The sequence below is a fragment of the Lawsonibacter sp. JLR.KK007 genome, assembly GCF_036941135.1.
Classification (GTDB): Bacteria; Bacillota; Clostridia; order Oscillospirales; family Oscillospiraceae; genus Lawsonibacter.
Genome location: NZ_JAYWSY010000003.1, coordinates 473,168 through 498,559 on the forward strand (window position 1 = coordinate 473,168; position 25,392 = coordinate 498,559).

Genomic DNA, 25,392 nt, shown 5'->3' on the forward strand with positions numbered 1-25,392 from the left:
ATAACACAGGTGGGGAGGAAATTTCAAGCAGGAAAAAGGGCGGGAATTTCCCGCCCAGCTGCTCGATCTCCGGATAAAGATCATAGTACACGATCATTTGTCCTGCCGACCGATATTGGGAGAGGGAAACGAGCATCCTCGTTTCCCTCAAAAATACTGAATTGCCGGCAGCTTATTCCTTCTCGAACACGTCCTTGCCCAGGCCGCAGGTGGGGCAGACCCAGTCCTCGGGGACCTGCTCCCAGGGGGTGCCGGGGGCGACGCCGTTGTCAGGGTCGCCTACCGCAGGGTCATAGACGTAACCGCAGGGGCAGACATACTTGTCCATCTTGTGTTCCTCCCGTACTCAGCCGAAGTAGCGCTCCAGCAGACCCTTGAAGGCCTTGCCGTGGCGGGCCTCGTCTTGACATTGGATTCCAAATACACAATATGCTGTATTTAATTGTAGTTATTTGCTGCAATATCACAAAATATACAAATGCTTTCCCACGCTTTTCCCACCAAATTTTTGCTTGTGGGAAAGTGTGGGAAACGCTGTTTTACACAGTTTTGCTCCGACTTTTCAAAGCTGAGGCCAGTATCTCTTGACGGTCTTATTGATTCAGAGTCTCAAGGATTGCTTCCCTGGATCAGATTTGATGGCGAAGAACATGAAGCGTGAGAAAATAAGCTTGTCAAAATGGAGTCGGACAAGTTCATTTTTTTATAGGCAACCCACTATACCATTGTGAACCTCAATTGTGTATGCTTTACTGAGTTGACTTTTTAGGGAAAGTCGGATATGCTATAGTAAAGTACACAACTGATGAAAAAATTGCGTGTGGTTTAATAGAGGTGAAACAATGCTTGATGAAAAGACGATAAATATTGTCAGAAAGATTTTTTCCAAACATGATAATATAATGACAACAGCTCAACTGGATTCGTTCAGAATTTACTATGCGGATATTCAGCAGCTATTAAACGAGGGCTTCATCGAAAAAATTAAACGAGGCTATTATCATTGGGCAGAAGCCTATGGTGAACAGGAAATTAAAATTATAAACCGTCTGTTTCCTGATGCGGTGCTCTGTATGGAAACTGCCCTCTTTTACTATCAGTACAGCGACCGCAATCCTGCCGAGTGGAATATTACGATTGATAAAAACGTTTCCAGAAGCCGTACAAACATTGATTACCCGTTCGTAAAGGCATTTCGTGTTGAGCCAGATTTAGTTTCCCTCGGTGAAACAAAAGGCAGCATCAATTTTGTCGATGTCCGTATCTATGACCGTGACCGTACCATTTGCGATGTACTGCGGAATATGAATAAAATGGACAAAGAGATTTTTAATAAGGCAATACAGGGATATGTAAAAGACCCGAAAAAAAATATACCGAATCTTATGGAGTATGCAAAAGTATTGCGTATGCAAAAGCGTGTAAAAGAATTGATTGGAGTGTGGTTATGATGGCTGATGTAGCAGCATCTGTTTTGGCAAAGCTTAAGAATAAGGCGAAAGCGGCTGGTATCAGCTATCAGCAGTGCCTACAGCTTTTTATGCAGGAGGAGTTTTTGCGGAAACTCTCAAAATCTGGATATGAGGATACACTTATTCTTAAGGGCGGATTGTTTATTTATACGCTCACCAATTTCGAAAGCCGAGCAACGATTGATGTGGATTTCCTACTTCGCAGCGTTTCCAATTCGTTGGACGAGGTAAAAGAGCTTATTCTAAAAATCCTTGCTACGCCTACTGGTAATGATTATATTGAGATGACTGCGAAAGGATTTGAGGAAATCTCGCCGCAAAGGAAGTATCACGGCATCAGCACACAAATTATCGGAAAGATAAAAAATGTCCGAGTTCCCTTTAATGTGGATATTGGTGTGGGCGATGTAATTGTCCCCCGTGCTGAGCAGCGTACTATTCATACACAGCTTCCCGATTTTGAGGCTCCTGTCATTATGACCTATTCTCTTGAAAGCACTATTGCGGAAAAGTTTGACTCTATCCTGCAAAGGTTTGAATTGACAGGCAGAATGAAAGATTTTTACGATATTTACTATCTGGCAAGGACTTTTAATTTTGATGGATCAAGATTGCAAATGGCAATATCCAGAACATTGGAACGGCGAGGAACGCCCTACGAAAAGGATAGTTTCAAGCGTATTCTCACACTTGCCGAGGATGTGGATATGCAGAAGCGTTGGAAATTTTTTTTGAAAACTATAAAACATGATACACTTGAGTTTTCGACAGTCATTGAGGAAATACAGACTTTTCTTGAGCCTGTATTTGATGCGATTGTGAATGAAAAAGAATGGCAAAAGCAGTGGCACTCAATAGAATGTGATTGGAAAGTGGTAGAAGAAAATGAGTAATTTAGGGCCTGCTTCGTAACCTCAAACTGCTTAGAAGACAAGCAATATGGGATGAAATATGGTAGAATAGGTGCAAGGGAATTGGGAAAAAGCAAGGAAAAAGCGTGCATTTATAGGGGGCGGAGTGGATGTACAAGGACAACAGTCAGCTTCGGATGGAAGATTTCATCTTTCCATATGGGAAACTGGACCCAGAAAACGATTGGGTGAAACTGGCGGCGCTGGTTCCGTGGGAGATAGCGGAGGAACGGTATGCAGCGCGATTCGTGAACAATGGTCACCCGGCCCATCCGGCACGGATGGCATTAGGGGCGCTGCTGATTCAGCGGCGGCTGAAATGCAGCGACCAATGGCTGGTGAAGCACATTGGAGAAAACCCGTATCTGCAATATTTCATCGGCATGAAGGAGTACGGGCCGTGTCCGTTCGGGGCGTCCACGCTGGTGGCGTTCCGGAAACGGTTCAGCGAGGAGGACCTGGCAGCAATTCTGGAGACGTCTGTCCCAAAAGCGGAGACAGGGAAACAGGATGACTCGGATGACGGGAACGATCCGCCTAACAGCGGGACATTGATTCTGGACGCCACATGCTGCCCCGCGGACATCGCCTATCCTCAGGACATCGATTTACTCAACCAAGTGCGGGAGAAAGCGGAGAAAACGGTGGACGAGCTGTGTAAAGCGGCAGGACAGAAGAAGCCCCGGATGTACCGCAAGCGCGCCCGGAAGGACTATCTCCGTCTGTCCAAAAGCAAGAAGCGCAGTGGGAAAGCAATCCGTTCCGCGATACGCAAACAGCTGCAATACATCCGCCGGGATATCAGGTACATAGCTGAATTGGTTCAAAAAGGTGCAAAATTGTCTTCAAAGCAGGCGGACCGCCTGAATATCATGACTACTGTCTACGAGCAGCAGCGCCTCATGTTTGAATCCGGGACCCACAGCATTCCCCGGCGCATCGTCAGTCTGGCCCAGCCCTGGGTCCGGCCCATCGTTCGGGGAAAAGCCCACGCCAAAACCGAGTTTGGCTCAAAACTGCATATCAGTCTGGTGGATGGCTATGCCAGGATCGAACGGCTGGACTTCGAGCCCTTCAACGAATCGGAAGACCTCTGGCGGGCGGTGGCTCGGTATCGGGAGCGCTATGGCTGTTACCCGGAACGTATCCTGGCGGACAAAATCTACCGCAGCCGCCAGACACTGGCTTTTTGCAAAGAGCATGGTATTCGTCTGTCCGGTCCGGCCCTGGAAAAGCCGCCAAAAGCTCCCGGCCTGTCCCGTCAAGCAAAGAAACTGGAGTATCAGGACAACTGCGACCGCAATGCTGTGGAGGGTGTTTTTGGGACGGTCAAGACCGCTTACGGCCTGGACCGCGTCATGGCACGCCTACAGGAAACCGCTGTCTGTGTGATTGGCGTTGCACTGCTGCTCTCAAACCTTTCCTTATCCCTGAGGGCCGCTCTCGCTCTGTTTTGCCTTATGCTTCTGCTGTTTGTCTTGCCGAGGTTGCGGAGCAGAGCCTATGTAAAGAAAAGCAGAAGAATTTAAAACTCTTAGATAATTTGTGTGGAAAGTCAAATGCAAAAAAGTGGGGGTAAGGGTTTGAGGGCAGCTTTGCCAGTGCACTGAAAGAAACCCGATAGCACACTGCGCCCAAAGCAGTCAAAACACCGGCTTTATCCCGCCTGTGGTGGCCTTGGCAGTCTGGAATCACTGCGCTTTTGCGTGGAGAGAGGGACGCATCTTATTCTGGTTTTCCACACAGTCTACCGAATTTTCGGAATTAATAGCAAATAGTATAAATACATTATAAGTGCTGCCCATAGTATCAACAGAGTGGTATTATCTTGTAAATAATATTTCAATTGATTTTTTTACCATTTTCTGCTATAATAAGCTGTGTGTTGAGCAATTAAGTTTACATCTGGTATAGAAAAAGAATTTATTACTTGCCCTTAATTCTCTATACACACGACACGCTTAATAGTTCGAACTATCCTTGATAAAGAGTTCGCACTTGTCACCCCTCATTTTTGCTCCGTAATTATTATTAGAATATGCATTGATATTGAAGTAAAAGAATATTAAAGTCCAGGTGAGATAATGAAAAAGCATGAGGGATTAGAGTATTTTTTGTCAAAAAATCTTCTTATTTTTTTATTCACATACTATATGCTTATTTTGATAGGTGGCTGTGCAAGTACAATATATATAGGCTGCTCTCTCACAGAGCAGATTACACAAGCCTTATTACTGCTTAAAACTTTTATTATTTCTTTGTCAGTTAGTGGGATGCTTTGTAGCATCCAATATATAAAACGTTTGTATAAAGCTTGCATTACAGGGAGAATTAATACACAACCTGATACATTTAAAAGGATTGGAAATTTGGCGTACTTCATTTCACGGCCTTTTTTTGCTTGTGTGTTTTCTGTAATTGCAATATTCTGCTTATTATCAGGTATGTTTATAATTACCGGAAGCTTGGATTATATTTTGAACAAAAAATTTTTGTATTTATGTGTAATAATCTCGGCTATTATAGGATTTTCGATTGGAAAGGTTTTGGATAAATTTGAAGGAATTTGTATGGAGCGTATTGAAAACTTGAAATAGTAGGAGTACGGGTCTTATTTATAGTGTTATACATAATTTCCAACTATTTTAAAAATCAACATCATTAACTAATATTTTATAAAGATAAGAGGTGACATGATGAAAATTCAAATGGATGAACGGAAACAAATTATTATTGAATTGCAAAAATTGGCTGAGGAGGTACGGGATTTAAAAGCTGAGCATCGACAAAAGCGACCTATAGTTATTGAATTTAGTGGTTCACCTAAAGCAGGGAAAACATCTTGTATTAATTCACTTGAGTTATTCTTAAAAAGAAATGGTTTCTCAGTTCAAATTGTTCAAGAGAGAGCAAGTGTTTGCCCTGTTAGTGATAAGCAAAGCCCCATGTTTAACCTGTGGACAGCGTGTATGTCTTTAGCCGGTTTGATCGGTACTCTTGAAAACAAGAAAAATCAAGTCGATGTTTTAATCTTAGATAGAGGTGTTTTCGATGCATTATGCTGGTTTGAATGGCTCGTTTCCACTTCAAAAATGGAAGAGGAACAGAGGAAAATTACGGAACAATTTCTATTGGCTAATGAGTTAGTTTCTTGTATAGATATTGTTTTCGCTTTCCGTGTCCAGCCTAATATATCAATTGAACGTGAGTATGCTACGTTGCTTACTGATAAACTTGGAACCATAATGAATGAAAAAGTGTTAGGAGAATATTTAAAGGCTATTGAGCATACCTATTCTACCAAGAGTAAATATTTCCATAGAGTATTTGAGATTGACACTTCCCGCAAAAATCAAGACGAAGTGGGCAAAGAAGTCACAGAAGCAACACTGGACACCTTAAAGTATCTTTTGATGGAGCGTGTAGGTTATTTTGCTAAAAACGATGTGTTAATGGATATACTTAAAAATGGGCCTATCCTTTACCATAGTGTGTTGAACTCCGTTCTACCAAAATTGGAATTCGATTTAAGAAATAATGTAGAAAAAAATAGTCAGTTATTACAGCCTCTCCCCGTAGCGATAATCACTAATAAGGCTAAAGATAAAGTGCTTGTGATAAAGAAAAACAAATCCGCTGTATCAAGCGATTCGCCAGAACGGGATAGAATACTTTTATACGTTGGAGGTCATTCCCGATATGAAGATGCCACAGATTTAATTTCAAATAATTTCTTGACAATTTGCAAAACAGCATTGAAACGGGAAATTAAAGAAGAAATTGGTATCTCTGTCGCATTGGATGAAATTATCCCATTATATATATATACTCCAACGAATGAAATAAGTAGTAGGCATTTAGCAGTATGTTTTTTAGTATCGATTGATGAAGATGGATTAAAGTTGCATTTAGATCCTCAAGAGCTTATTCTCAACAAGGGAAGAAGCAAGAGTGGTAGATTTTTTTCCTTACTTGAATTGGCTGGGGAAAGCGACTACGAGGAGTGGAGCAAAGAAATCCTGAGATACTGCTTTGATATTGAGATTTCTGATAATATTCAGTCTTCCTTGTTTAACCTATAGCAATATACGATAAGCGTCCCCTGTATTAGATTGGTGCGGGGGGCGCTTTTGCTTATCATAGCGTATCAAGTCAATTTTGACGCTTACGAAAAATGCGGATAAGGTACAATAAGTTGCGCAAATAAAAAAGACAAGGTTTGCAGCTCTCTGGTAGAATGAAGTAGCGACACACCATTCAGAGAGGAGATAGCAAACCATGTCAGAGAAGATTGTACAGCTAAATGAAGAAGTAATCAAGGGTCAACTTAAAGAGCTGGTACGCGGGAGCGTGGAAGAAACGCTGAATGCGCTGCTGGAGCAGGAGGCGGAGAAACTGACTCAGGCAGCCCGGTATGAGCGAAATGAGGCTCGCCAGGGGTACCGCAGTGGTCACTACAGCCGAAACCTTACCACCACCTCCGGCGATGTTACGCTGCATGTGCCCCGCCTAAAGGGAGTCTCGTTTGAAACGGCCATTATAGAGCGGTATCGCCGGCGTGAAAGCAGTGTGGAGGAATCTCTTATCGAAATGTACCTGGCTGGCGTCTCGGTGCGCAGGGTAGAGGATATCACCGAGGCACTGTGGGGCAGCAAAGTGTCCCCAGCGACCATCAGCGAGCTGAACAAAAAAGCGTATGTCCACATTGAAGATTGGCGCAACCGGCCTTTACAAGGTGGACGCTATCCGTATGTCTATGTGGATGGGATCTATCTGCGGCGAAACTGGGGCGGAGAGTATGAGAATGTAGCCGTTCTGGTGGCGATTGCGGTAAATGAGGACGGATACCGTGAGGTTTTAGGCGCTGCCGAGGGTATGAAAGAGGACAAGGCCAGTTGGGTCAGCTTCTTCCAGTGGCTGCGAGGCCGTGGCCTGGACGGGGTCAAGCTGGTGGTTGGGGACAAGTGTCTTGGTATGCTGGAGGCTGTGGGAGAAGTGTTCCCGGAGGCCAAATACCAGCGGTGTACCGTCCATTTCTACCGCAATGTCTTTTCTGTGGTTCCCCGTTCCAAGGTGAAGCTGGTGGCCAAGATGCTCAAGGCGATCCATGCCCAGGAGAGCAAAAAAGCTGCTCGGGAGAAGGCTAAGGCCGTGGTGGTCCAGCTGCGGGAAATGAAGCTGAAGGAGGCGGCCAAGAAAGTAGAGGACGGCATTGAAGAGACGCTGACCTACTGCGACTTTCCCAGCGAACACTGGACTCGTATCCGTACCAACAATGTCATTGAACGGCTCAACCGGGAGATCCGCCGCCGCACCAGAGTAGTGGGCTGCTTCCCGGATGGCAATTCTGCTTTGATGCTGGTCTGTGCCAGGCTCCGCCATGTAGCTGGCACACAGTGGGGCAACAAGAAGTACATGAATATGAAGCACTTAGTGGCTGCCCTGGAGGATGCCTCTATTGCTGGCTGATTTTATTCTGCCAGAGCCTGCAAACTATTTTGCGCATTATTCTTGACATTACCAAAATGCGCAAAAAGGTTTGCAGGATCAGGGAGGAATGAAATCAGCCACAATAGGGGGTATCTCCCAAGGCGGTCTCGGATGCTTTATGCTCATGTATTTCTTGTTGCCCCCACTGGATACTGGCCACATGGCGAAGCTTGGTGCGGACCAGCATAAGGGCAGAATTACCATTTTTAATATTTCTTTTTATGTAAAGGAAAGCAGGGTAAATTCCTTGGTTTATCAAGGAATTTACCCTGCTTCTTTTCATAATATCTTTCTTTACATAAGGGACGCCAACCTACTGACCACCCCTTGACGCATAATTTTCGCCCTGGACTGACTGGAAACAGTTCGTCCAGGGCGGCTTTTTCATTCCTCAAACAGTTTTGAGGCGGGCACGTTCAGGGCCTCCGCAATTTTGAACAGCGTTTCCATCGACACGCCAAAGACCCGTGTGGGGCTTTCGATTTTTGCGACATACGACCATGACCGGCCGATCTTATCCGCAAACGCCTCCTGCGTCAGCCCCAGCAATTTACGGTAGTATTGCACCTTCAATCCGAAGCGGATGTACTGCTCCCGATATTCCGTTTCCATAGCGCACCCCTCTTTCCGCTAAAAGGGTAACACGAAAACGGAAAATTATTTAGAGAGCCTAATTGCCATTTATGGCAATATAATGATATAATAGGGCAACCACAGGATAAGAAAACCTACCGTCCGGCGAACGGGCGGGCACAAGGAGGTCATGCGATGGAGAAAACCTGTTTTTTTATCGGCCACCGGGACGCGCCGGACAGTCTGGCCCCGGAGCTGGACGCCCTGGTGGAGCGGCATATCACGGAGTATGGCGTGGGGGAGTTTGTTGTGGGGCGCTACGGCGGTTTTGACGCGCTGGCGGCAAGCGCGGTGAAGCGGGCCAAGGCGCGCCGCCCGGACGTGCGGCTGGTCTGCCTGCGGCCCTACCACCCGGCGGAACGGCCTGAAAAGACGCCCAGCGGCTTTGACGGCTCCTTTTATCCTCCGGGGATGGAGCGAGTTCCGAGAAAACTGGCTATCGTCCGGGCCAACCGCTACATGGTGGACAACAGCGACTTTCTGATCGCCTACGCACGGCATCCCGGCAACGCCCGTGAGCTGGTAGAGTACGCTCAGCGGCGGGAGTGGCGGGGCCTGCTGCGGGTGGAAGTGCTGGGCCAACCGTAAGCTGTGATGACCTACTGATAAAGATAAGCGCACAAGAATAAGAGCCGTTGACTTTGAAATCAACAGCTCTTACTCTTTCTGATATTGTTATCCATGGCCAGACCCAGGACAGGGCGGCTTTTTTCATTCCTCAAGCAGCTTTGAAACGGGAACTTCGAGCGCATCCGCAATTCTGAACAGCGTCTTCATCGACACGCCAAAAGTCTGTGTCTTTGACGCTGCCTTGATGCTTTCCAATACATAAATTTATTGACACTCCTGATGTTCAACTATATAATGCAGATTTGTCCAGTCTTTTACTTGATTGGACACACACAATGTTATTGGCAAAGGGGTACTCTTTGCCAGAATAGGAGGAAAATATGAATAAGCAGGAATTGATCGAACGTATGGCGGGCAAGACCGGGATGGCAAAAAAGGACTGCGGTATTGCCTTGGATGGTATGCTGTCTGCAATCACAGAGGCTTTGCAAAAGGATGACAAAATAAAGCTGACTGGCTTTGGCACTTTTGAGGTGAAGCACCGGGCCGCCAGAACAGGCCGCAATCCGCAAACCAAGGAGACTGTGGAAATTCCGGCGCAGAGCGTTCCGGTGTTTAAGGCGGGAAAGGTCTTGAAAGAAAGCATTCTTGGTAGCAGCGAGAAAAGAGTATTGTCAAAAGCTGCGCTTTAGTATATAATTCCTCTGTGAATAGGTGACAGGAGAAGTGGTTATTGCAGGGGGGAAGTGATTACACTGGATGACACCAAGACCCGGATCATCGTTGCCGCAATCAAGGCTGTACGGCAGTATGGCCTGGAAGGGGTGCGTATTCAGAACGTCAGCGAGTTGGCGGGGATTTCATCAGGAGCGATTTACCGCCACTTTGACGGCAAGGATCAACTGCTGGTGGAGTGCTTCACTTATGTGGACAAGCAGGCGGCGGCAATCTTTGAACATTTGAAATTCAACCCGCTGTTTATGCTCACTGACCCTATGGGTGCGGTAAAGGCGCTGTGGGTGCCCTATTTTCGGTTTTGGACATCCCGCCCGGACGAAACAGTTTTTTATCACCGCTTTCGGGACAGTACGTTTTTCCCCCAGTATGACAAGAGCCGGGATGTGACCTATTTCAAGACGTTTATTGGAATGGTTGACGTTTTCAAAAAGGTATTTCCAAGCCTGGACAAAATCAATCAGGATTTATTGTGGCTCCACGTCCTCACATCCACTGTTATGTACGCAAAGTATGTGGTGGAAGGGACGCTTCCAGACAATCAGGAAACCGAGGACACTGTGTTTCAGTTGTTAACCACTGGACTGAGCGGCTATTTGAAACCGGAGAAGCCTAAAAAATCAAGACGAAAATGAAAATGTGCCGCTGGAGGCGGTTCATTTTTAGTAGTTTGATAATGAACGTTCACTATCATACCGGTTAAAGGCACACTCGGTTCTCAAATTTTTTTGGCGCTAAGGGGGGTGAACATTCACTAACTTTGGAATAACCTTCTTTCTATTCGGAAAACTATCTGCATCGAATACAAAGGAGATTATTGCCATGTTCAGCCAGGAAGCAGCTTTCACAATTACCGCCGACCACATTTCCCAATATGCGGCGCACCTCCAGGAACAAGAGCGAGCCAAGAACACTGTAAAGAAATATGTTCATGACCTTAACGATTTCATGTTGTTTCTGAATGGGAAAGCCGTCACAAAGGTGGCCGTGATTGCGTGGAAAGAGCATCTGGCTGATACCTATACCCCAGCCACAGTCAATTCCATGCTGGCAGCGGTCAACAGTTTTTTCCAGTTCATGGACTGGCCGAAGCTGTCTGTCAGGCCGCTGAAAGTACAGCGTCCCCTTTTCTGTGATGAAAGCCGGGAAATGACCCGCGCTGAATATGTCCGTTTGGTGAACGCGGCCCAGCGGCAGGGAAATGAACGGCTGTCCCTGCTCCTTCAAACAATTTGCGCCACAGGCATCCGGGTATCAGAACTCCGATTTATCACCGTGGACGCTGTGACCCTGGGCCGTACAGTGGTCACGAACAAGGGAAAACGGCGAACTGTCTTTCTGCCTGGGAAGCTGTGCGGGCTGCTGAAAAAGTATCTGAAAAAACAAAAAATCACCGACGGATCGGTGTTTGTGACGCGGACGGGCAAACCCCTTGACCGCTCCAATATCTGGCGGGATATGAAGGCTCTGTGTGAAAGCGCCGGGGTTGAGCCAGACAAGGTGTTCCCCCACAACCTGCGGCATCTGTTCGCCCGGACGTATTACTCGCTGGAAAAAGATTTGTCCCGGCTGGCGGATATTCTGGGCCATTCCAATGTCAGCACCACCCGCATTTATACCGCAGAGAGCGGTTTTGTTCACGCCCGACAGATGGAGCGGCTGGGTCTGATCCTTACAACATAATTTTTGTTATGTTGTTGTTTAGACCGCAACAGGTCAATATACATATCGCATTATACAGGAAAAACGGCTTTCTGACAAGTCCTTTTACAACTTAGGCATGAAGAAACTGACGGGATGCTCTCTATATTTATCTCGCCTGTCTTTTCTTGCACTTTTTTCAGATTCTCTGCGTCCTTACAGTGAAATTGGGGCGGTTGGGCTTCACTCTAATACAACATAACAAAAATTAAGTTGTTAATAGGCAGCTTGAGTTAAATATGGTGAGGGATATGAGTATGGAAAAAATATTGATCGTGGACGACAGCATTGTGCAGGCAGCACAGCTAAAGTCAATTATAGAAGATGAGTATGATATTACCGTCGCACAAACTGCGGAGGACGGGCTGCGTTTAGTGAGCGAGGGGGATTTTTCCCTCATTCTGCTGGATGTCGTGATGCCTGGAATGGACGGTTTTACGCTGCTGAAAATGTTGCAGGAGCAAATCGTGACTCAAAGCATCCCGGTCATCTTGATTACCAGCCTTGCAGATGTGACGAATGAGCAGCGTGGACTTGTTTTAGGAGCCGTGGATTATATTACAAAGCCATACATTCCCCTGATCGTTAAGGCAAGGGTCAACACACATATCAAACTCTACAAATATCGCAGACAGATTGAGCAGCAATCCATGACCGACCAACTGACAGGAATTGCCAACCGGCGTCGGTATGAACAATACCGCGCGACAAAATGGAGAGAAGCGATCCGCCTGCACGTTCCGTTCTCCATCTGTATGTTTGATATTGACCGCTTCAAAGTGTATAACGATACCTTTGGCCATCCTGCCGGAGATAAGGTGATCGCTTCCGTTGCTCAGACAGCGGCGTCCTATTTGAAACGCAGTACGGATTTTCTTGCCCGCTATGGCGGCGAGGAATTTGTGGCATTGTCCCTGGGCGACAGTTCGCAGCAGATTTTTGAACACTTGAAGAAAATCCGACAGGCAGTAGAAAACCTGCACATCCCCCATGATCCGTCTGTGGCCGAATGGGTCACGGTCAGTGTCGGAGGGGTCACGATTGTTCCTGATACGGAAAGCGCCTATGATTTTTACTTAAAAATCGCGGACACCATGCTGTACGATGCAAAGAAAAACGGCCGGAACCGGGTCGTTTGGGCCGATGAAAGGCTGAAACAGTTGTGGGAAAAAAGGTAGTCTGACTGACATCAAAATATCAATTCATATGGGAGGTATATTGTGAGCTTATTGGAGCTTTTCAGAAAAAGGGCAAAAGAACGGCCACCTCAAGAGGATAAAGATACAAATGGCACAGAAGAACTCGATATTTATTCGGGTATGCGGGTGGAAGTAACAACCGCCGCAGGACAGATACTCTTTGTGGCAAAGCTGATGGGCCTGCATGGGGACAAGGCGGAGCTGCACCAATATTCGGAGGCCGCGATTGTCAAGGATGTTGAAACCATCCATGCCAGGATCAGAGGATATAGCGACTATGAGCGCAAAGCGGTCTATATGGAGGGCATAATTACACCCGGCCCCAAGCATATATGGCAAGTGGAGGAGCTGACCATCGTCCGCGTGGGAAATGACCGTGCCTTTTTCCGCCTGACCACAAACCTTGACGCCACCGCCACCATGTTCAGCGGATTGGCAATGGGAGAAAAGCCCTGCAAGCTGCTGAACATCAGTGTGGGCGGGGCCAGCGTCAGCTCGGAGTACAGATACCACAAGGGAGACAAATTTCTGCTGAAGGTCAGGCTGTTGGAGGACAGGCCGGAATCGGTCATGTTCAGCCAAATCGTGCGCGTTGTAGAAAAGGACGAGGGAAAATTCGAGTACGGGTGCCGATTTTTGGAATTGACCGAAGTCGATCAGGAACAAATAACACGGAATATTTTTGCAGCCCAGCGCCAAAAAAGGGGACGTTCCTAAACATTCGTGAAAACATAAAGGAGAGTAGAAAATGAGTATGTTCTATCGCCATAATCGCGGCGGCAAGCGGCTCCAAAGAAAACCAAAGTCTGAAAACAATTCAGGAGCACGGCTTGCCGCGCTCCTTTTGTGTTTGTCTATGCTGATGGGCTTCCTCCCCGCGCTGGCATCAGCGGCAGACGATAGGGAAAAACTTTCCAGCATTGTGACGTTTGAAAGCATTTCCCTTCACTACGCTGGTGCTGGCGGTCAGCCGGAGGGGACGGCTATTCAAGATGGCACTCTGCTTGAAAAAGATAAACAGTTGGTATTGCGCTATACATACAATATCACAGAGGATCAATGCGCCCAAATTGCCGCAGGAACGAACTACTACCTGGAAGTTTCGCCGCATTTGGTTCTGCCTAATTTGAGGGATGGATCAGAAGTGACCATTGAAACAGAGAATGGCCCAGTACCGTTTGGAAAAATCTATTCAGACGGCAGTAGGGCCTGGGTTACATTTTACGCAAAATCAGACAGCCCTGATACAGTTTTGTCAGAGTATGGTGAACTCAACAACGCTTTTTTCTATTTGAATTGCAACCGGGCAGATCAAGTTCCTACGGGAGAAAGTCCCATAGAGGGGAACAGCAACCTCTATGCGATGAAATTTGAAAATAACGAGCAAATCACTTTCGGCTATGCGGAAAATGAGCCGGTGACGGCAAAAGCACAGATTAACAAAGACGGCAAGTTGCAGGATAAGACAATTACCTGGACAATCAACTATACCCCGTGGCAGAACCCTGCCGGGGACGATGGTGTTGACCTGGACACCCCCTTTGAGCTGCGGGACACCATTGATACCTCTTTGCACAGCTATGTACCCAACAGCGTGACAATCGGCGGATCGCCCGTGTCTGCCTATACTTCCCGCGATGAAATCCAGGGCAATGAGGACGCATATGTGATTGTGGAAACGCCAGAGAACGGCAGCAACACTGTTTTGACCTTTGGCGGCACAAAATTCAACGCAGGAGAAGCAACCCAGGGGAACCCGGCAACGCCGCTGACGATTGCCTATCAGACCTCTATCAACGATGATCTTCTCCTGCCAGGAGGCACAGGCGGTAAGAAAGTAACAAACGCCGCCGACTTGTTTGCCGGTGAAAATGACGTGTTCAATAGTTTGAATATCACCAGCAGTAGCACCGTTCCCATTCCTCAACCCACATGGGTGACAAAGGAGGGACACACGACCCGTAATCCCGGTAATGGCTCCACGACTGATTGGACGGTCACATTCCAGCCGAATGGCTTTACTTTTGAGGATGGTAACAATTTGACACTCCATGACCGGCTCCCCAATGGCAGTACATTGGTGGACGGCTCCGTAAAGGTAGATGGAACGGCGGTAACAGCAACAGCCGGAACGAATAATGACTTTACCATTTCCCCAATTACAACAAATAACCAGCCTGTCACAATCACCTATCAGAGCCATGTGCCGGAGGAGATGTACGACAGTGCCACAAACCTGGGCAGTAATATCGCATGGTTTACGTTCGAGTATGACAATCAGAATTATAAGACACCCGAAGCCAAAAAAGATGTTGGCAGCGGGGACGGCAGCGGAACCCCCGGCACGGCCACGCTGGTAAAGACAAATAAGAGCTATAACGCGGCAACCCGCACAATTGAATGGACGGTGACGATCAATCCTCACAAGGCCAATCTCAAAAGCGGCACTTTTACCGATGATTTGGGGACTGTTGGCCCTCGGTGTACTGCTGGGCATACAAGCGGTCTAGAATTGATGGATGGTACAGATGATATTGCAATTAAAATCGACGGAAATGACCCCACAGACGATGAAAAAGCACTTATAGATTTACAATATAGTCAGCAGGTGCTTACTATCAAGGTTCGCGAAATCGGCCCAAAAACGATCACCCTCACCTATACCACAAAGGTATGCGACCCCTGTGTATTTGCGAATAACACAGCAAAAACAGCGTTCAAAAACACCATATCGACAAGTGATATGGTAATCGGAAGTCAGACCGCTGGCCGCAGTGCCAGCGCTGACAGTACGGCCAATGTCAGCGCCACAGTCTTGACCAAAAAAGCGCCGGTCTATGATTACGCCAGCGGCACCATGAAATGGACGGTAGAAGTGTGTCAGCGCCAATGATAAAATGAAAGAAAACGCCGAGGAAAAAATGTAGTTTTGTGGCGGAGGTGAAGGGAAAAAGATAGACTTCCAATCAGGGCGAAAAAGAGCCCGGAAAGGGAGTCAGGAAATGAAAGGAGCACAGTGGATGGAAATCCGAAGCGACAGACAAAAAGGGCTGAGCTATGTGGAGCTGGGCCGGAAGTACCACATGGACCCGCGAACAGCAAAGCGGTACGCGGAATCGCCGCAGAAGCCGGAGTACACATTGAGCGAACCCAAGCCCACGAAGATGGACCCGTACAAGCAGATCGTGGACGAGTGGCTGGAGGAGGCGCCGTATTCGGCGCTGCGGATCCTGGAGAAGCTGCGGGAGATGGGGTTTGACGGAGGTTACAGTATTGTCAAGGCGTATGTGAGCAGCCGGAAGATGGACTTGAATGAGAAAGCGACGGTACGGTTTGAGACGATGCCCGGGAAGCAGGGGCAGATGGACTGGGGATTCTTCGAGGATCACCTGGTGTACGAGGATGGGAAGTGGAAAAAGCTGTACTGTTTTCTCATGATTCTGGGATATTCGCGGATGCGGTACATCGAATTTGTCACAGATATGAGCACAAACACGCTGATTCAATGCCATCAGAACGCGTTTCAGTATTTCGGAGGCTACCCGGAGGAGATTCTGTACGATAACATGTCCCCGCAAGGGGGATGCGATGGCTCTAAGCGGCAAAGCCGCTAAGAGCCATCCAAAAGCAGGTAGTCATCAAGCGGCTTTTGAAGCAGGAGGACTCCACGCTGAACCGGCAGTTTGAGGACTTCGCGGGATTCTACGGATTCAAACCCATTCTGTGCCGGCCCTACCGGGGGCAGACGAAGGGGAAAGTAGAGCGGACGGTGCAGTTTGTCAGAGATAATTTTATGGTGGGGATCAAGTACAACAGTCTGGCGGACTTGAACGGACAGGCCCTGGCCTGGTGCAATAAGGTCAATGGGAAAGTCCACGCCACCACCAACGAAATTCCCTTTGAGCGGTTGAAAAAAGAGAGACTGAGTCCTCTCTCCCGCGAGTACATCATCGACAAAATCAACCTGAGGCGGGTACAAAAAGACTGCCTCATCTCCTACGCCGGAAATCAGTACTCCGTGCCAGCGGAGTATGTCGGCAAAGATGTGGCAGTCGTGGCCCTCGACAGTATGCTGGCTGCGTATTACGAGGGGAAGCAGATCGCGCTGCACCGAATATCGTACCAAAGGAAGGACATGGTTGTCAATCCTCAGCACTATAGAAGGCTTACGCTGAAACAGACAATAGATGCGGAAAATGTTCTGCTGGAACAGGGCAAAGTGATAGATTTCCCCTTGAAGCCCTCCGATTTGTCCAGATATGACGAGGTGCTGTATGAGTGAATTTACTATGGACAGGCTGAGGGAAAACCTGGAAAGCCTTAAGATGAAAAACACCCTGGAGATTCTGGACAATTACCTGGAACGGGCGGTGGCGGACAAGCTCAACATTGTGGAGGTTTTGGATCACATTTTCTCAGAAGAAGCCAAATCCAAGCGGAGACGGGCCTATGAGAAGCAAATCCAGATGTCCGGATTCCCCATTAAGAAGACCCTGGACGACTTCGATTTCTCCTTCCAGCCCTCCATCGACAAGCGCCAGATCGATGAGTTGGCCACCATGCGCTTCCTGGAAAACGGGGAGAATGTGGTCTTCCTTGGCCCGCCCGGCGTGGGCAAGACCCATCTGGCCTCCGCTCTGGGCCTGGTGGCAGCACAGCATCGCTTTTCCACCTACTACATCAACTGCCATCAGCTTATTGAGCAGCTCAAGAAGGCCCATTTTGAGAACCGTCTGCCGGACAAGCTCAAGGTTCTCGCCAAGTACAGGATGCTTATCATCGACGAGATCGGCTACCTCCCCATGGACATCCAGGGCGCAAACCTGTTCTTCCAGTTGATTGCCAGGCGATATGAGAAGACGTCCACCGTCTTTACCTCCAACAAGACCTTCTCCCAGTGGAACGAGGTCTTTGCCGACGTCACCATCGCCTCCGCCATCCTGGACCGTGTCCTGCATCACTGCACTGTCATTAACATCAAGGGCGAGTCTTACCGCCTGAAAGAACGCAAGGAATTTATGCGCCAGAAGCAGCAAATCGTGAACACTCTTTTTGAGCAAGGAAACGCTTGATTTTGTCCCCCCCTTACCGCCGAAAAACAACAAAATTTCTTCGGCGTTTTCTTACAATTTCATATCGGTGTTGACAGATTTTTCTCAATGCGAGTAGTGGCCTTTTTCTCCTCGAACTCCTTCAACAATTCCGCGCCGTTGGGCTGCACTTTCAAATAGCTTTCAATGTTAGCGTAAGTCAGATTCTTGTAAGACTTCTTATTGGGGTTCTTCTTGATGGATTTGGTTTCCATCGTAGCATTGGGGAAGTCTTGACGGTAGGCTTTCCACGTTTCATATTCGGGAGTGCCAAAAATGCGGGCCTGCTTGTAAAAAGCCTTGGTGACTTGGGCAGTGGTGCTGTCGATGGTGATGATAGCGTTCTTTTTCATGGTGATAATCTCCTTTACATTTTTGATTTTGTTTTTTCAAGAGGTCGTGTGTCTCTCGCTCTTTCTGAAATTAGTATAGCATGGGGCAAAGAAAAACCTGTACTTTAATAACGACATGTGCTACAATAGAGAAAAAGAAAAACAGACCTATAAAAAGTCTGCAAATTCCAGAGAGAAACGGCAATTTTAGCGGAGGGGATAGATTATTTTGGGCTCGGTGGCTCGAAAACTTGTAAAAAGATGTTACATCTTCTCTCAAACTTCTTATTTCTTGCCGCAAAGCTATAAAAACTTATCAAAAGTTGATTGTTTTATCTAATTTCTTTGTAATTAGGCGGAAAACCGCTTGATATGAGTGCAATTTATTCAAGTTGCACATGTGAAAGCTGAAAAAGTGAATACGGGGCGGGAGTTGCACACTGACTTGCACATAGCCACAAAAAAGAGGGGAACAGGTTTCCCCGTCCCCCTCAAAAAGTGCTGAAATTGTGCTAAATTACAGTGTTTCGCTTACTTGAAGTACCGCTCCAGCAGGCCCTTGAAGGCCTTGCCGTGGCGGGCCTCGTCGCGAGCCATCTCGTGGACGGTGTCATGGATGGCATCCAGGTTGTTCTTCTTGGCGCACACGGCCAGGTCGAACTTGCCCTTGGTGGCGCCGAACTCGCAGTCCACGCGCCAGGCCAGGTTCTTCTTGGTGTCGGCGGTCATGTTGGGCTCCAGGTCCTCGCCCAGCAGCTCGGCGAACTTGGCGGCGTGCTCGGCCTCCTCGAAGGCGGCCTTCTCCCAGTACAGGCTTGCCACACTTGGCACTTTTCCCCTTGTGGATATTGGCTTTTTGCCACAAAAAAATCCACAATGGAGGGGTTACAGTGGCAAAGAACGACACAGGCGTTTACCAGCTCCCCAACAAAAATTGGGGCTTTCGCTATGTGCTGATGGTAAACGGCGAACGGAAAGAGGCGCGAAAAACAAAGGATGAATTTGGCGCACCGTTCAAAACAAAGCGGGAGGCAATCAAGGCGCGGCAAGCTGCTATTGAGGCGGAACAAAATTCCCGGAGGCCAAAACCCACGGTCAGAAAGACGGTGGCGGAGGTCTATCAAGAGTATTGCGAAAAGGGGCGGAGCGGCAAAGCCTACAACACCATTCGCAAACAAGAAAGCCTGTGGGTTAATCACCTGTGCGCCGCTTTTGGCAAGAGGTACATTGATGAAATCAGCGCGGCGGAGGTTGTGGACTATTTGACCGAACTGTACTATAACCGGGGGCTGTCCTATCGCTATGTAGAAAGTTTCTTGAAAATGTTCTATCTGATTTTTGGTCAGGCGTATTCCCGAAATTATCTGGCTGTGGACAATTACAATAAGCTGTGTACCAACAAGGACACGCGAATCCACATGCCAAAGCTGAAAACGGATGATGATATTGATATTGTGGCGTTCAGCCGGGAAGAACTTGTGATTTTGGATGATTATTTCCGGGGGACAAACGCGGAAACGGCGTACATGCTGGGGCGGTTTTGCGGGTTGCGTATCAATGAGTGCTTCGGCCTGAAATGGGAAAATGTTGACGTAGAGCGCGGCACGATTTTGATTGACCGTCAAATGCAATATCAGGATGGACTTATCAAGTTAGTGCCGCTGAAAACCCACAACGCCAGACGGACGATTTACATGTGCGATAAATTGAAAGCGTACTTTCAAGAATTGGCGCGGCGGCGGTCAGAGGATGAAATTCAATTCGCCGCGCTGCGTTCCCAAAATCAACGGCTCATTGAGGACTTGGGCGGCAAGCAGATTTTTTCAACGGCGCTTGTCAACTGTCTGCCTAACGGCAAAATTCAGACGGTCAACTCCATGAAATACCCCACGCGGGAAATCAAAGCCCGGTTTCATATTGACTTCAAATATCATCACTTGCGGCACACCTATGGCACACTCATGGCGGAAATGAATACCCCCACCCATTTGCTGTGCAATCAGATGGGGCATGGCAATATTCAAGTGACACAGCGGTATTATATTGCCGTGTCAAAGTCGGGGGTCAATATCCTGCAAGGTAATTTGAACATGCTTTAAGAACTTCCTACAAGAAAGCAGATAGAAATGGCAAGTTTCTATCTGCTTTCTTGTCTTTCTACATGACGATGGTTGGAGGTTGAATAATGGGAGGAAGTTTTAAATCCAGTAAATCTGATGTTGGAATTTGAACAGATATATCCCTAATGTCACCTATTTCAACTGTGATTGGGGCAGTATTACGAATAAGCTGTTTTCTGGTTTGTCCATTCTCATCAATTATGGTGGCATTTTCGTCAAGCAATGCAACACGCATCCTTATTTCATTTTGCCACGCATAGCTCTCAATTTTGCAGAATTCATCCAAATTCCCGTAGTAATCGTTAGGATAATAATGAACTTCATCTATTTTGAAATTAATATTGTCACCGTACTGCTTATAAAGGCATCCTAAAATGCGGTTTAAGAACTCATTAGGATTGTATATTATGACTGCTGTATCACCGAATTCTTTTAGTTGCTTATCAGGGACTTCAAATTTTTGTTCCGCAGATAAATATGTCAGCCCATACATACAATAAATATTGCAAAACTGATAGAAGTTTTGGTCAATGTAAAAGGCATCTTTCATGACGGCTCTCAAATCATCGGGGAATAAGCTGAAAAAATCATCTCCAACTTTGGGGTCAACTCGTCTAACAACTCCCTCCATTATATCGCCCTGTACGCCACTTTTCATTGTATTATCACCAGCCTGGCTTCGTTCAATAGAACTCCATGACCCATATTCATATAGCGAACGCATGAAAACAGAGCCATCCTGCAACTTGTCTGCCCACTGTTTGTCGGTAATTTTTACTGGTAGACATGGTAGCTTTTCCATTTTATAGCCTCCTATTATTCATATAATGCTGAAATTTGTTGTAGGAACTTTTGCATATCCTCAACCACATCGGGAGGGCTGATAATTTTTGCCCTGTTCCGAAAGCCGCATACCCACGAAAAAAATTGGTCGCTTATCTCCACATCGGCGGTCACTACAAAATGTTGCTCCCCGTCTGGCCTGTAAAATGCATCGGGGGCCATTCCAAAGCGTTCTATGGCTGTGTCCAGTAGCGGACTGTCAAAGTGAATACTGACGCGCTTTTGCTCTCCTCCAAACATGGAAAACACGCGGCGGGTGTATGTTTCTATGTCGATAGCGTCAAAGGCTTCTGCGCCCTCTCGCGGCTCGTCCAAGGCTGTTACTTCTTTCATACGGTCAATACGATATGTCCGCATGTCCTGGGATTTATCGTCATAGGCCAGCAGATAATAATTGCCCTCGTTTATCAGCAGCTTATAGGGGCTAACTTTGTAGGTGGCTCCCCTGTGGCGTTCTACTTGGATATTTTTATCTTGAATTGTGTACTTCAAATATTTGAAGCTGATTTTCTGCGGGGGTTTAGGTTTTCCGTTCTCTTTATCAGCCATAGCAGCTTGAATAATACCGATAATCAACAGAATATCCCTGCGGGTGGTCTTTACTCTGTCGCATAGAAAAATTTCCCTCTCTAATTCCTCGGCTTGGTAGCTGCTGCAAAATTGGCTTATCGTGGAAACAAGTTCTTTTGCCTTTTCAGCAGAGATAAACTTCGTCGCGTGAACACATTCCGCCAGTAGGCGCAAATCGTCAAATTCAAATTGCCGGGATAGCAAGCGGTATTTTCCGCCCTGGCCCCCGTCTATGTCCATACCGAACACATCACGCAGGGCGGCAATATCGCGGTAAATGGCGCGGCGTTCTGCTTCAATACCGCATTCATTTTTGAGATAGTCGGTAATGTCCCCGGCTGTGACGGGGTGGTTTTCGTCTGAATTTTCCAGAAAGAATTTTGCAACAAAAAGTGTTTTCACCTTTTGATTTTCAGATTTAGCCATTCCGGGGCCTCCCCTCCCTGTGCTTTATATGGTACATCATACCCCCAAACCGCCGATATGTCAATGAACGGGGGCCGCTCATGCAGAGCGGCCCCCGTTCATCATGCCGATATACTTATAAACTGTCGTGCGGCTCAAATTGCATACTCGCGATAATTCGCTGACGTTCAGACTTCCAGCGGCAAAGGCGGGGTAATGGCGGAAGAAGATAGGCGGTATATCCTCGGCGGTGGTCTGCCTATCTGCTTCCCCTTGGCCTTGGCGTTTGCCATTCCAGAACGGACGCGGGCGCGTATCATGGAAAGTTCTAATTGACTGAATACCCCAGCCATTTGCAAAAATGCCTCGCTCATGGGGTCGGCCTGTCCGTTACGGCAATCAAGGGTGATACTGCCTATTATCTGCAATCGCAAGTGCTTTGCGCTCACTGTGTCGATAATCTCGCATAGCTGCTGCGTGCTGCGGGCAAGGCGTGGGACTTCCAGGGTGATAATACTGTCCCCGGCCTGGGCCTGTTCCAGCATGGCCCGTTGCTGACTTTTTATTTTGCTGTCCCCGTGTTCGTACTCCAAAAATATCTGTTCCGCTCCCGCCGCTTTCAATTCGCGGACTTGTCTGTTTATGTCCTGTTTGCTCTCATTGGTGGAACAACGCGCATATCCGTATATCATTTTATATCCCCCTCTATGGGGCGGGGATTGCTCCCCGCCCTGTGTATGTTACCCGGCAACTACCATTTGCACGTCACAGTCTAAACAAGCGATATTGACCGTTTTTGTAGCCCGGACGGAATTTCCGCAACAGGGGCAAATATACTTTCGCGTGCTGGACGGTCGGCGCGGCGTGGTCGTTTCTGTGCTGCTGTGCTTTCCCGTTCCTGTCACTTGGAAACCGCCGTATTCGTTTCGGTTAATCAGAATATCGGTCAGGCCGTTTTCAAGGATAAAGTCTAACAGGGCATCGCCGGGGGCGGTATGTGACCACCCGTATTTGTCGCTGTGGGTGACGGTCAGGCCGTGGGCCTCGGCTGCGGCCTTAAAGCGTTTATTGTGGTATGTATTCCCCCGGCTGCAATCCTGTACCCCGTTTTCATAGTTGAAATAGTGTACCATTTCATGTAACAGGGTGGCGGCTACTTCCTCGATGGGCCGCGCCAGCGTTCCCGCGCCGATGTTGATTTCGTGCGTATCGCCAACGGCGGAAACCCATGTATTGTCCCGCAAAGAGAAGTGACCGTATGCGCGGGGCGTGGATTGAATGGTGATGGTGGGCCTTGAAAGTGTACCTTCAAAAAATTCGGCGTTCAGCATGTCGAACATTTTGTTGAGATACCCGGCTACTCTGTTATAGCTTGTCAACTGTTTCATTCCTGAATTTCTCCTTTATATCTTGATTTTGTGGAGAGGGCAAGCTATAATGTTCTTGCCCTCTCCTTGACGGTTTGGGTATGGCCTCTTGCCTGTGGCTTTGGTCGGCGTATCAGGCAAGGGCCTTTTCTTATGCGCTGATGGAGAAGCGGCGGCTGGAAACGGCTTTTGTGTAAGCCTTGTAAACGTCGGGCATGACCTTTTTGAAAGACGTGGTATCGAACCGATTGGAGATAACGGAAGTCCAGCGCACGATATACTGTCCAGCGGTCAATTCCTCTGTTTCCCGTTCCAGCATTTCAGCTTTGATACTGTCCCGGATGGCTTCGGCCTCTGCCTTGGCTTCTTCAATGACGGCCTCCCATTCGTTGAGGGCTTCAATCTTGGCTACCAGTTCATTTCTACTCATGTTCAAATCTCCTTTTGTTTTATTGGGGTGTTCCCCTTAACTGTCTCTATTATGGACTAAATCACGTGCATAGTCAATCGGCAACATGCACGAAATTTAGTCTTTGTTTTTGTGGATTTTATGCACTTGACATCGTGCATATCCTGTGCTACAATAGGGACAATGGAAAAGGGCCGCAATTTTTCAGCGGCCCCCGGATGGGAGGAAATACAATGGCGTTGCAATTCAAGGTCAATATCTTGGAGGCCCTAAAGGGAAAGGGGTACACCACTTACAAATTACGCAAGGATAATATTCTAAGTCAATCCACGCTTCAAAAGCTGCGGGAGGGCAAGGGGCTGGCCTGGGAGAACATAGAGCGGCTTTGTGCTTTGCTGGACTGTCAGCCGGGGGATTTGTTGGAATACGTCAAAGAGGCGGCGGAGACTGTTCAATAAAACAGATGGTTTCGTGAACACTTGCGCGGCGGCGGAAATGGGGGAAATATCCCCGTTTTCGGGGTCGATTTTGTCCAGGAAAATACGGCTACCCTTTTGTGAACACTGGGCCGCTACGCGGCCTGTCAGAATGGAGGATTGCCCCATGTTTCCAGATACAGACTTGCCCCTTGCCCTTATCATGGAAGAAATTCTTGGATGGGAAAATAAAGAAGATAGCAACACGGAAAAAGAAGATTCTGCAAGTTAGCAACATCTTTCTACAAGAAATAAGAAGTCGGCGGGAGATTGTTACATCTTCCACCGACTTCTTGACTTGAATAGTGTAGATCAAAAAGACCAGCTCACTTTATTGTTATGTCAATCTTCTTTAATGTGCTCTGTATTGACTTTCCTAATTGTTCGGCTATTTCCTATCCGTACCGCTTAACCTCAATACCTGGGGCCTGTCCCCGCTGCAATCTATATAGATAATGAGAAATGGCGTTGTTTTGTTCCTTGTTTTCTCTGTTTCCTGCCATAAAAGCAAGGATAGGGGCGATTTCACTAAACACGGCTGCGCCTCCTTTCTCCACATGGGGGTGTTATCTATGTAAACAGGCGGCAGCTCCGCGCCGTTCTTCCCGGCGCGGCTTGCCTGATATGCCTTTTTAGGTTTCAATACCTCGGCGGCGGTGGTAGAAAATCCGCCGTGAAATTCTTGTCCTTAATTACCGCTTTATGACAAATATTATTCAAAATATCATAAAATGGTAATTAAGGACAAGAATTTTTGAGGTACACTTTTCAAGCGTGACACGTCTAATCAAATATTTTCCAGCACATACCGCTTTACACCGACCTCTTTTATCACACCTTTTCTAAGCCGCGTTATCACGTTCTTGGAGTAACCCCAGCTATTCAAATCCGCTGTTGTAAACTCTTGTCTATCATCTTCCAAATGTGAACGAATAGCGGCCCAATCCTTATTTGCTTTTGCTGTCTTTCTGGCCTGTGCTAATTCGGTTTTCTGTTCTCTGTTCCGTTCCCCCAGAACTTTTCCGCTGTCGATGTATTCCACATCTTCACTGTCGAACATTACCGTAAA

General features: G+C 47.4%; 28 protein-coding genes and 1 pseudogene. 18 read left to right on the top strand and 11 right to left on the bottom strand.

Annotation, left to right across the window (positions count from 1 at the left end; translation table 11 throughout):
* Positions 1-172: 172 nt before the first annotated feature.
* A complete protein-coding gene (locus tag VV088_RS20555; protein WP_334602520.1) occupies positions 173-328 on the bottom strand; it encodes a rubredoxin in 156 nt (51 codons plus the stop codon).
* 514 nt (positions 329-842) lie between these two features.
* Between VV088_RS20555 and VV088_RS20560 the strand changes: the two genes are divergently transcribed.
* The 6 genes from VV088_RS20560 to VV088_RS20585 all read left to right on the top strand — a co-directional run bounded on the left by VV088_RS20560 (position 843) and on the right by VV088_RS20585 (position 7,852).
* Entirely contained in the window at positions 843-1,451 is a 609-nt protein-coding gene (locus VV088_RS20560) for a type IV toxin-antitoxin system AbiEi family antitoxin domain-containing protein (RefSeq protein ID WP_334602521.1), read from the top strand.
* A complete protein-coding gene (locus tag VV088_RS20565) occupies positions 1,448-2,365 on the top strand; it encodes a nucleotidyl transferase AbiEii/AbiGii toxin family protein (RefSeq protein ID WP_334602522.1) in 918 nt (305 codons plus the stop codon). The genes VV088_RS20560 and VV088_RS20565 overlap by 4 nt, the downstream gene beginning before the upstream one ends.
* Before the next feature lie 128 nt (positions 2,366-2,493).
* Complete coding sequence (locus VV088_RS20570) at positions 2,494-3,912, top strand: IS5 family transposase (protein WP_334602523.1); 1,419 nt, start codon at positions 2,494-2,496, stop codon at positions 3,910-3,912.
* Positions 3,913-4,467: 555 nt separating this feature from the next.
* Positions 4,468-4,980 carry a hypothetical protein gene (locus tag VV088_RS20575; protein WP_334602524.1) on the top strand — a complete coding sequence of 171 codons (513 nt, stop codon included), beginning with the start codon at positions 4,468-4,470 and terminating at the stop codon, positions 4,978-4,980.
* Between the two features lie 96 nt (positions 4,981-5,076).
* Positions 5,077-6,465 carry an NUDIX hydrolase gene (locus VV088_RS20580; RefSeq protein WP_334602525.1) on the top strand — a complete coding sequence of 463 codons (1,389 nt, stop codon included), beginning with the start codon at positions 5,077-5,079 and terminating at the stop codon, positions 6,463-6,465.
* A gap of 196 nt (positions 6,466-6,661) precedes the next feature.
* The gene (locus VV088_RS20585) at positions 6,662-7,852 is read left to right on the top strand and encodes an IS256 family transposase (RefSeq protein WP_334602526.1); all 1,191 of its coding nucleotides are present in this window, start codon (positions 6,662-6,664) and stop codon (positions 7,850-7,852) included.
* A 405-nt stretch (positions 7,853-8,257) separates the two neighbouring features.
* On the opposite strand, the gene VV088_RS20590 is transcribed toward VV088_RS20585, so the two are convergent.
* Positions 8,258-8,485: a helix-turn-helix domain-containing protein gene (locus VV088_RS20590; protein WP_160666988.1), complete on the bottom strand. Its 228-nt coding sequence runs from the start codon at positions 8,483-8,485 to the stop codon at positions 8,258-8,260.
* Positions 8,486-8,641: 156 nt separating this feature from the next.
* Here VV088_RS20590 and VV088_RS20595 point away from each other — a divergent pair, with 156 nt between their 5' ends.
* The 10 genes from VV088_RS20595 (at position 8,642) to istB (ending at position 17,783) form a co-directional block, all read left to right on the top strand.
* Positions 8,642-9,094: a hypothetical protein gene (locus tag VV088_RS20595; RefSeq protein WP_334602527.1), complete on the top strand. Its 453-nt coding sequence runs from the start codon at positions 8,642-8,644 to the stop codon at positions 9,092-9,094.
* Positions 9,095-9,456: 362 nt separating this feature from the next.
* Positions 9,457-9,768: an HU family DNA-binding protein gene (locus tag VV088_RS20600; protein WP_016321175.1), complete on the top strand. Its 312-nt coding sequence runs from the start codon at positions 9,457-9,459 to the stop codon at positions 9,766-9,768.
* A 54-nt stretch (positions 9,769-9,822) separates the two neighbouring features.
* Positions 9,823-10,446, top strand: coding sequence for a TetR/AcrR family transcriptional regulator (locus tag VV088_RS20605; RefSeq protein WP_334602528.1), 624 nt, complete (start codon positions 9,823-9,825; stop codon positions 10,444-10,446).
* Between the two features lie 187 nt (positions 10,447-10,633).
* Entirely contained in the window at positions 10,634-11,494 is an 861-nt protein-coding gene (locus VV088_RS20610) for a tyrosine-type recombinase/integrase (RefSeq protein WP_016321177.1), read from the top strand.
* A gap of 275 nt (positions 11,495-11,769) precedes the next feature.
* Positions 11,770-12,690 carry a diguanylate cyclase gene (locus tag VV088_RS20615; protein WP_334602529.1) on the top strand — a complete coding sequence of 307 codons (921 nt, stop codon included), beginning with the start codon at positions 11,770-11,772 and terminating at the stop codon, positions 12,688-12,690.
* Between the two features lie 183 nt (positions 12,691-12,873).
* Positions 12,874-13,428, top strand: a complete 555-nt coding sequence (locus tag VV088_RS20620; protein ID WP_297981083.1) for a PilZ domain-containing protein — start codon at positions 12,874-12,876, stop codon at positions 13,426-13,428.
* Between the two features lie 31 nt (positions 13,429-13,459).
* Complete coding sequence (locus VV088_RS20625) at positions 13,460-15,604, top strand: hypothetical protein (protein WP_334602530.1); 2,145 nt, start codon at positions 13,460-13,462, stop codon at positions 15,602-15,604.
* 109 nt (positions 15,605-15,713) lie between these two features.
* On the top strand, positions 15,714-16,325 hold the full coding sequence (gene istA, locus VV088_RS20630; RefSeq protein ID WP_334602531.1) for an IS21 family transposase: 612 nt from the start codon (positions 15,714-15,716) through the stop codon (positions 16,323-16,325).
* A 35-nt stretch (positions 16,326-16,360) separates the two neighbouring features.
* Entirely contained in the window at positions 16,361-16,993 is a 633-nt protein-coding gene (locus VV088_RS22900) for a Mu transposase domain-containing protein (protein WP_442913185.1), read from the top strand.
* On the top strand, positions 16,986-17,783 hold the full coding sequence (gene istB / locus VV088_RS20640; protein ID WP_290451179.1) for an IS21-like element helper ATPase IstB: 798 nt from the start codon (positions 16,986-16,988) through the stop codon (positions 17,781-17,783). Before VV088_RS22900 ends, istB begins: the two co-directional genes overlap by 8 nt.
* A gap of 59 nt (positions 17,784-17,842) precedes the next feature.
* Here the strand turns inward: istB and VV088_RS20645 are convergent, their stop codons facing one another.
* Complete coding sequence (locus tag VV088_RS20645; protein ID WP_334602532.1) at positions 17,843-18,154, bottom strand: hypothetical protein; 312 nt, start codon at positions 18,152-18,154, stop codon at positions 17,843-17,845.
* A 510-nt stretch (positions 18,155-18,664) separates the two neighbouring features.
* Positions 18,665-18,949, bottom strand: a pseudogene (locus tag VV088_RS20650) (hypothetical protein); the annotation flags it as partial.
* A gap of 74 nt (positions 18,950-19,023) precedes the next feature.
* Here VV088_RS20650 and VV088_RS20655 point away from each other — a divergent pair.
* Positions 19,024-20,232 carry a tyrosine-type recombinase/integrase gene (locus VV088_RS20655; RefSeq protein WP_334602533.1) on the top strand — a complete coding sequence of 403 codons (1,209 nt, stop codon included), beginning with the start codon at positions 19,024-19,026 and terminating at the stop codon, positions 20,230-20,232.
* A gap of 58 nt (positions 20,233-20,290) precedes the next feature.
* On the opposite strand, the gene VV088_RS20660 is transcribed toward VV088_RS20655, so the two are convergent.
* From VV088_RS20660 to VV088_RS20680, 5 genes are all read right to left on the bottom strand, one after another.
* The gene (locus VV088_RS20660) at positions 20,291-21,055 is read right to left on the bottom strand and encodes a hypothetical protein (protein ID WP_334602534.1); all 765 of its coding nucleotides are present in this window, start codon (positions 21,053-21,055) and stop codon (positions 20,291-20,293) included.
* Positions 21,056-21,069: 14 nt separating this feature from the next.
* On the bottom strand, positions 21,070-22,092 hold the full coding sequence (locus VV088_RS20665; protein ID WP_334602535.1) for a helix-turn-helix transcriptional regulator: 1,023 nt from the start codon (positions 22,090-22,092) through the stop codon (positions 21,070-21,072).
* 167 nt (positions 22,093-22,259) lie between these two features.
* Positions 22,260-22,763, bottom strand: coding sequence for a recombinase family protein (locus VV088_RS20670; RefSeq protein ID WP_334602536.1), 504 nt, complete (start codon positions 22,761-22,763; stop codon positions 22,260-22,262).
* A gap of 48 nt (positions 22,764-22,811) precedes the next feature.
* Positions 22,812-23,459, bottom strand: coding sequence for a SprT-like domain-containing protein (locus VV088_RS20675; protein WP_334602537.1), 648 nt, complete (start codon positions 23,457-23,459; stop codon positions 22,812-22,814).
* Positions 23,460-23,589: 130 nt separating this feature from the next.
* A complete protein-coding gene (locus VV088_RS20680; protein ID WP_334602538.1) occupies positions 23,590-23,868 on the bottom strand; it encodes a hypothetical protein in 279 nt (92 codons plus the stop codon).
* 212 nt (positions 23,869-24,080) lie between these two features.
* Between VV088_RS20680 and VV088_RS20685 the strand changes: the two genes are divergently transcribed.
* Positions 24,081-24,305, top strand: a complete 225-nt coding sequence (locus VV088_RS20685) for a helix-turn-helix domain-containing protein (protein ID WP_334602539.1) — start codon at positions 24,081-24,083, stop codon at positions 24,303-24,305.
* A gap of 413 nt (positions 24,306-24,718) precedes the next feature.
* On the opposite strand, the gene VV088_RS20690 is transcribed toward VV088_RS20685, so the two are convergent.
* Both VV088_RS20690 and VV088_RS20695 read right to left on the bottom strand, forming a co-directional pair.
* Positions 24,719-24,859 (bottom strand): hypothetical protein, encoded by a 141-nt coding sequence (locus VV088_RS20690; RefSeq protein WP_334602540.1) that lies wholly within the window; start codon positions 24,857-24,859, stop codon positions 24,719-24,721.
* A gap of 251 nt (positions 24,860-25,110) precedes the next feature.
* The gene (locus VV088_RS20695) at positions 25,111-25,383 is read right to left on the bottom strand and encodes a hypothetical protein (protein WP_334602541.1); all 273 of its coding nucleotides are present in this window, start codon (positions 25,381-25,383) and stop codon (positions 25,111-25,113) included.
* Positions 25,384-25,392 lie beyond the last annotated feature (9 nt).

What these genes read in the sequence shown, in the direction of transcription:
- VV088_RS20575 (WP_334602524.1), top strand. Translation starts at nt 4,468, where the DNA reads ATGAAAAAGCATGAGGGATTAGAGTATTTTTTGTCAAAAAATCTTCTT.
- istA (WP_334602531.1), top strand. Translation starts at nt 15,714, where the DNA reads ATGAAAGGAGCACAGTGGATGGAAATCCGAAGCGACAGACAAAAAGGG.
- VV088_RS20560 (WP_334602521.1), top strand. Translation starts at nt 843, where the DNA reads ATGCTTGATGAAAAGACGATAAATATTGTCAGAAAGATTTTTTCCAAA.
- VV088_RS20580 (WP_334602525.1), top strand. Translation starts at nt 5,077, where the DNA reads ATGATGAAAATTCAAATGGATGAACGGAAACAAATTATTATTGAATTG.
- VV088_RS20565 (WP_334602522.1), top strand. Translation starts at nt 1,448, where the DNA reads ATGATGGCTGATGTAGCAGCATCTGTTTTGGCAAAGCTTAAGAATAAG.
- VV088_RS20570 (WP_334602523.1), top strand. Translation starts at nt 2,494, where the DNA reads ATGTACAAGGACAACAGTCAGCTTCGGATGGAAGATTTCATCTTTCCA.
- VV088_RS20695 (WP_334602541.1), bottom strand. Translation starts at nt 25,383, where the DNA reads ATGTTCGACAGTGAAGATGTGGAATACATCGACAGCGGAAAAGTTCTG.
- VV088_RS20660 (WP_334602534.1), bottom strand. Translation starts at nt 21,055, where the DNA reads ATGGAAAAGCTACCATGTCTACCAGTAAAAATTACCGACAAACAGTGG.
- VV088_RS20665 (WP_334602535.1), bottom strand. Translation starts at nt 22,092, where the DNA reads ATGGCTAAATCTGAAAATCAAAAGGTGAAAACACTTTTTGTTGCAAAA.
- VV088_RS20595 (WP_334602527.1), top strand. Translation starts at nt 8,642, where the DNA reads ATGGAGAAAACCTGTTTTTTTATCGGCCACCGGGACGCGCCGGACAGT.
- istB (WP_290451179.1), top strand. Translation starts at nt 16,986, where the DNA reads ATGAGTGAATTTACTATGGACAGGCTGAGGGAAAACCTGGAAAGCCTT.
- VV088_RS20685 (WP_334602539.1), top strand. Translation starts at nt 24,081, where the DNA reads ATGGCGTTGCAATTCAAGGTCAATATCTTGGAGGCCCTAAAGGGAAAG.
- VV088_RS20625 (WP_334602530.1), top strand. Translation starts at nt 13,460, where the DNA reads ATGAGTATGTTCTATCGCCATAATCGCGGCGGCAAGCGGCTCCAAAGA.
- VV088_RS20600 (WP_016321175.1), top strand. Translation starts at nt 9,457, where the DNA reads ATGAATAAGCAGGAATTGATCGAACGTATGGCGGGCAAGACCGGGATG.
- VV088_RS20675 (WP_334602537.1), bottom strand. Translation starts at nt 23,459, where the DNA reads ATGAAACAGTTGACAAGCTATAACAGAGTAGCCGGGTATCTCAACAAA.
- VV088_RS20670 (WP_334602536.1), bottom strand. Translation starts at nt 22,763, where the DNA reads ATGATATACGGATATGCGCGTTGTTCCACCAATGAGAGCAAACAGGAC.
- VV088_RS20680 (WP_334602538.1), bottom strand. Translation starts at nt 23,868, where the DNA reads ATGAGTAGAAATGAACTGGTAGCCAAGATTGAAGCCCTCAACGAATGG.
- VV088_RS20555 (WP_334602520.1), bottom strand. Translation starts at nt 328, where the DNA reads ATGGACAAGTATGTCTGCCCCTGCGGTTACGTCTATGACCCTGCGGTA.
- VV088_RS20585 (WP_334602526.1), top strand. Translation starts at nt 6,662, where the DNA reads ATGTCAGAGAAGATTGTACAGCTAAATGAAGAAGTAATCAAGGGTCAA.
- VV088_RS20590 (WP_160666988.1), bottom strand. Translation starts at nt 8,485, where the DNA reads ATGGAAACGGAATATCGGGAGCAGTACATCCGCTTCGGATTGAAGGTG.
- VV088_RS20645 (WP_334602532.1), bottom strand. Translation starts at nt 18,154, where the DNA reads ATGAAAAAGAACGCTATCATCACCATCGACAGCACCACTGCCCAAGTC.
- VV088_RS20610 (WP_016321177.1), top strand. Translation starts at nt 10,634, where the DNA reads ATGTTCAGCCAGGAAGCAGCTTTCACAATTACCGCCGACCACATTTCC.
- VV088_RS20615 (WP_334602529.1), top strand. Translation starts at nt 11,770, where the DNA reads ATGGAAAAAATATTGATCGTGGACGACAGCATTGTGCAGGCAGCACAG.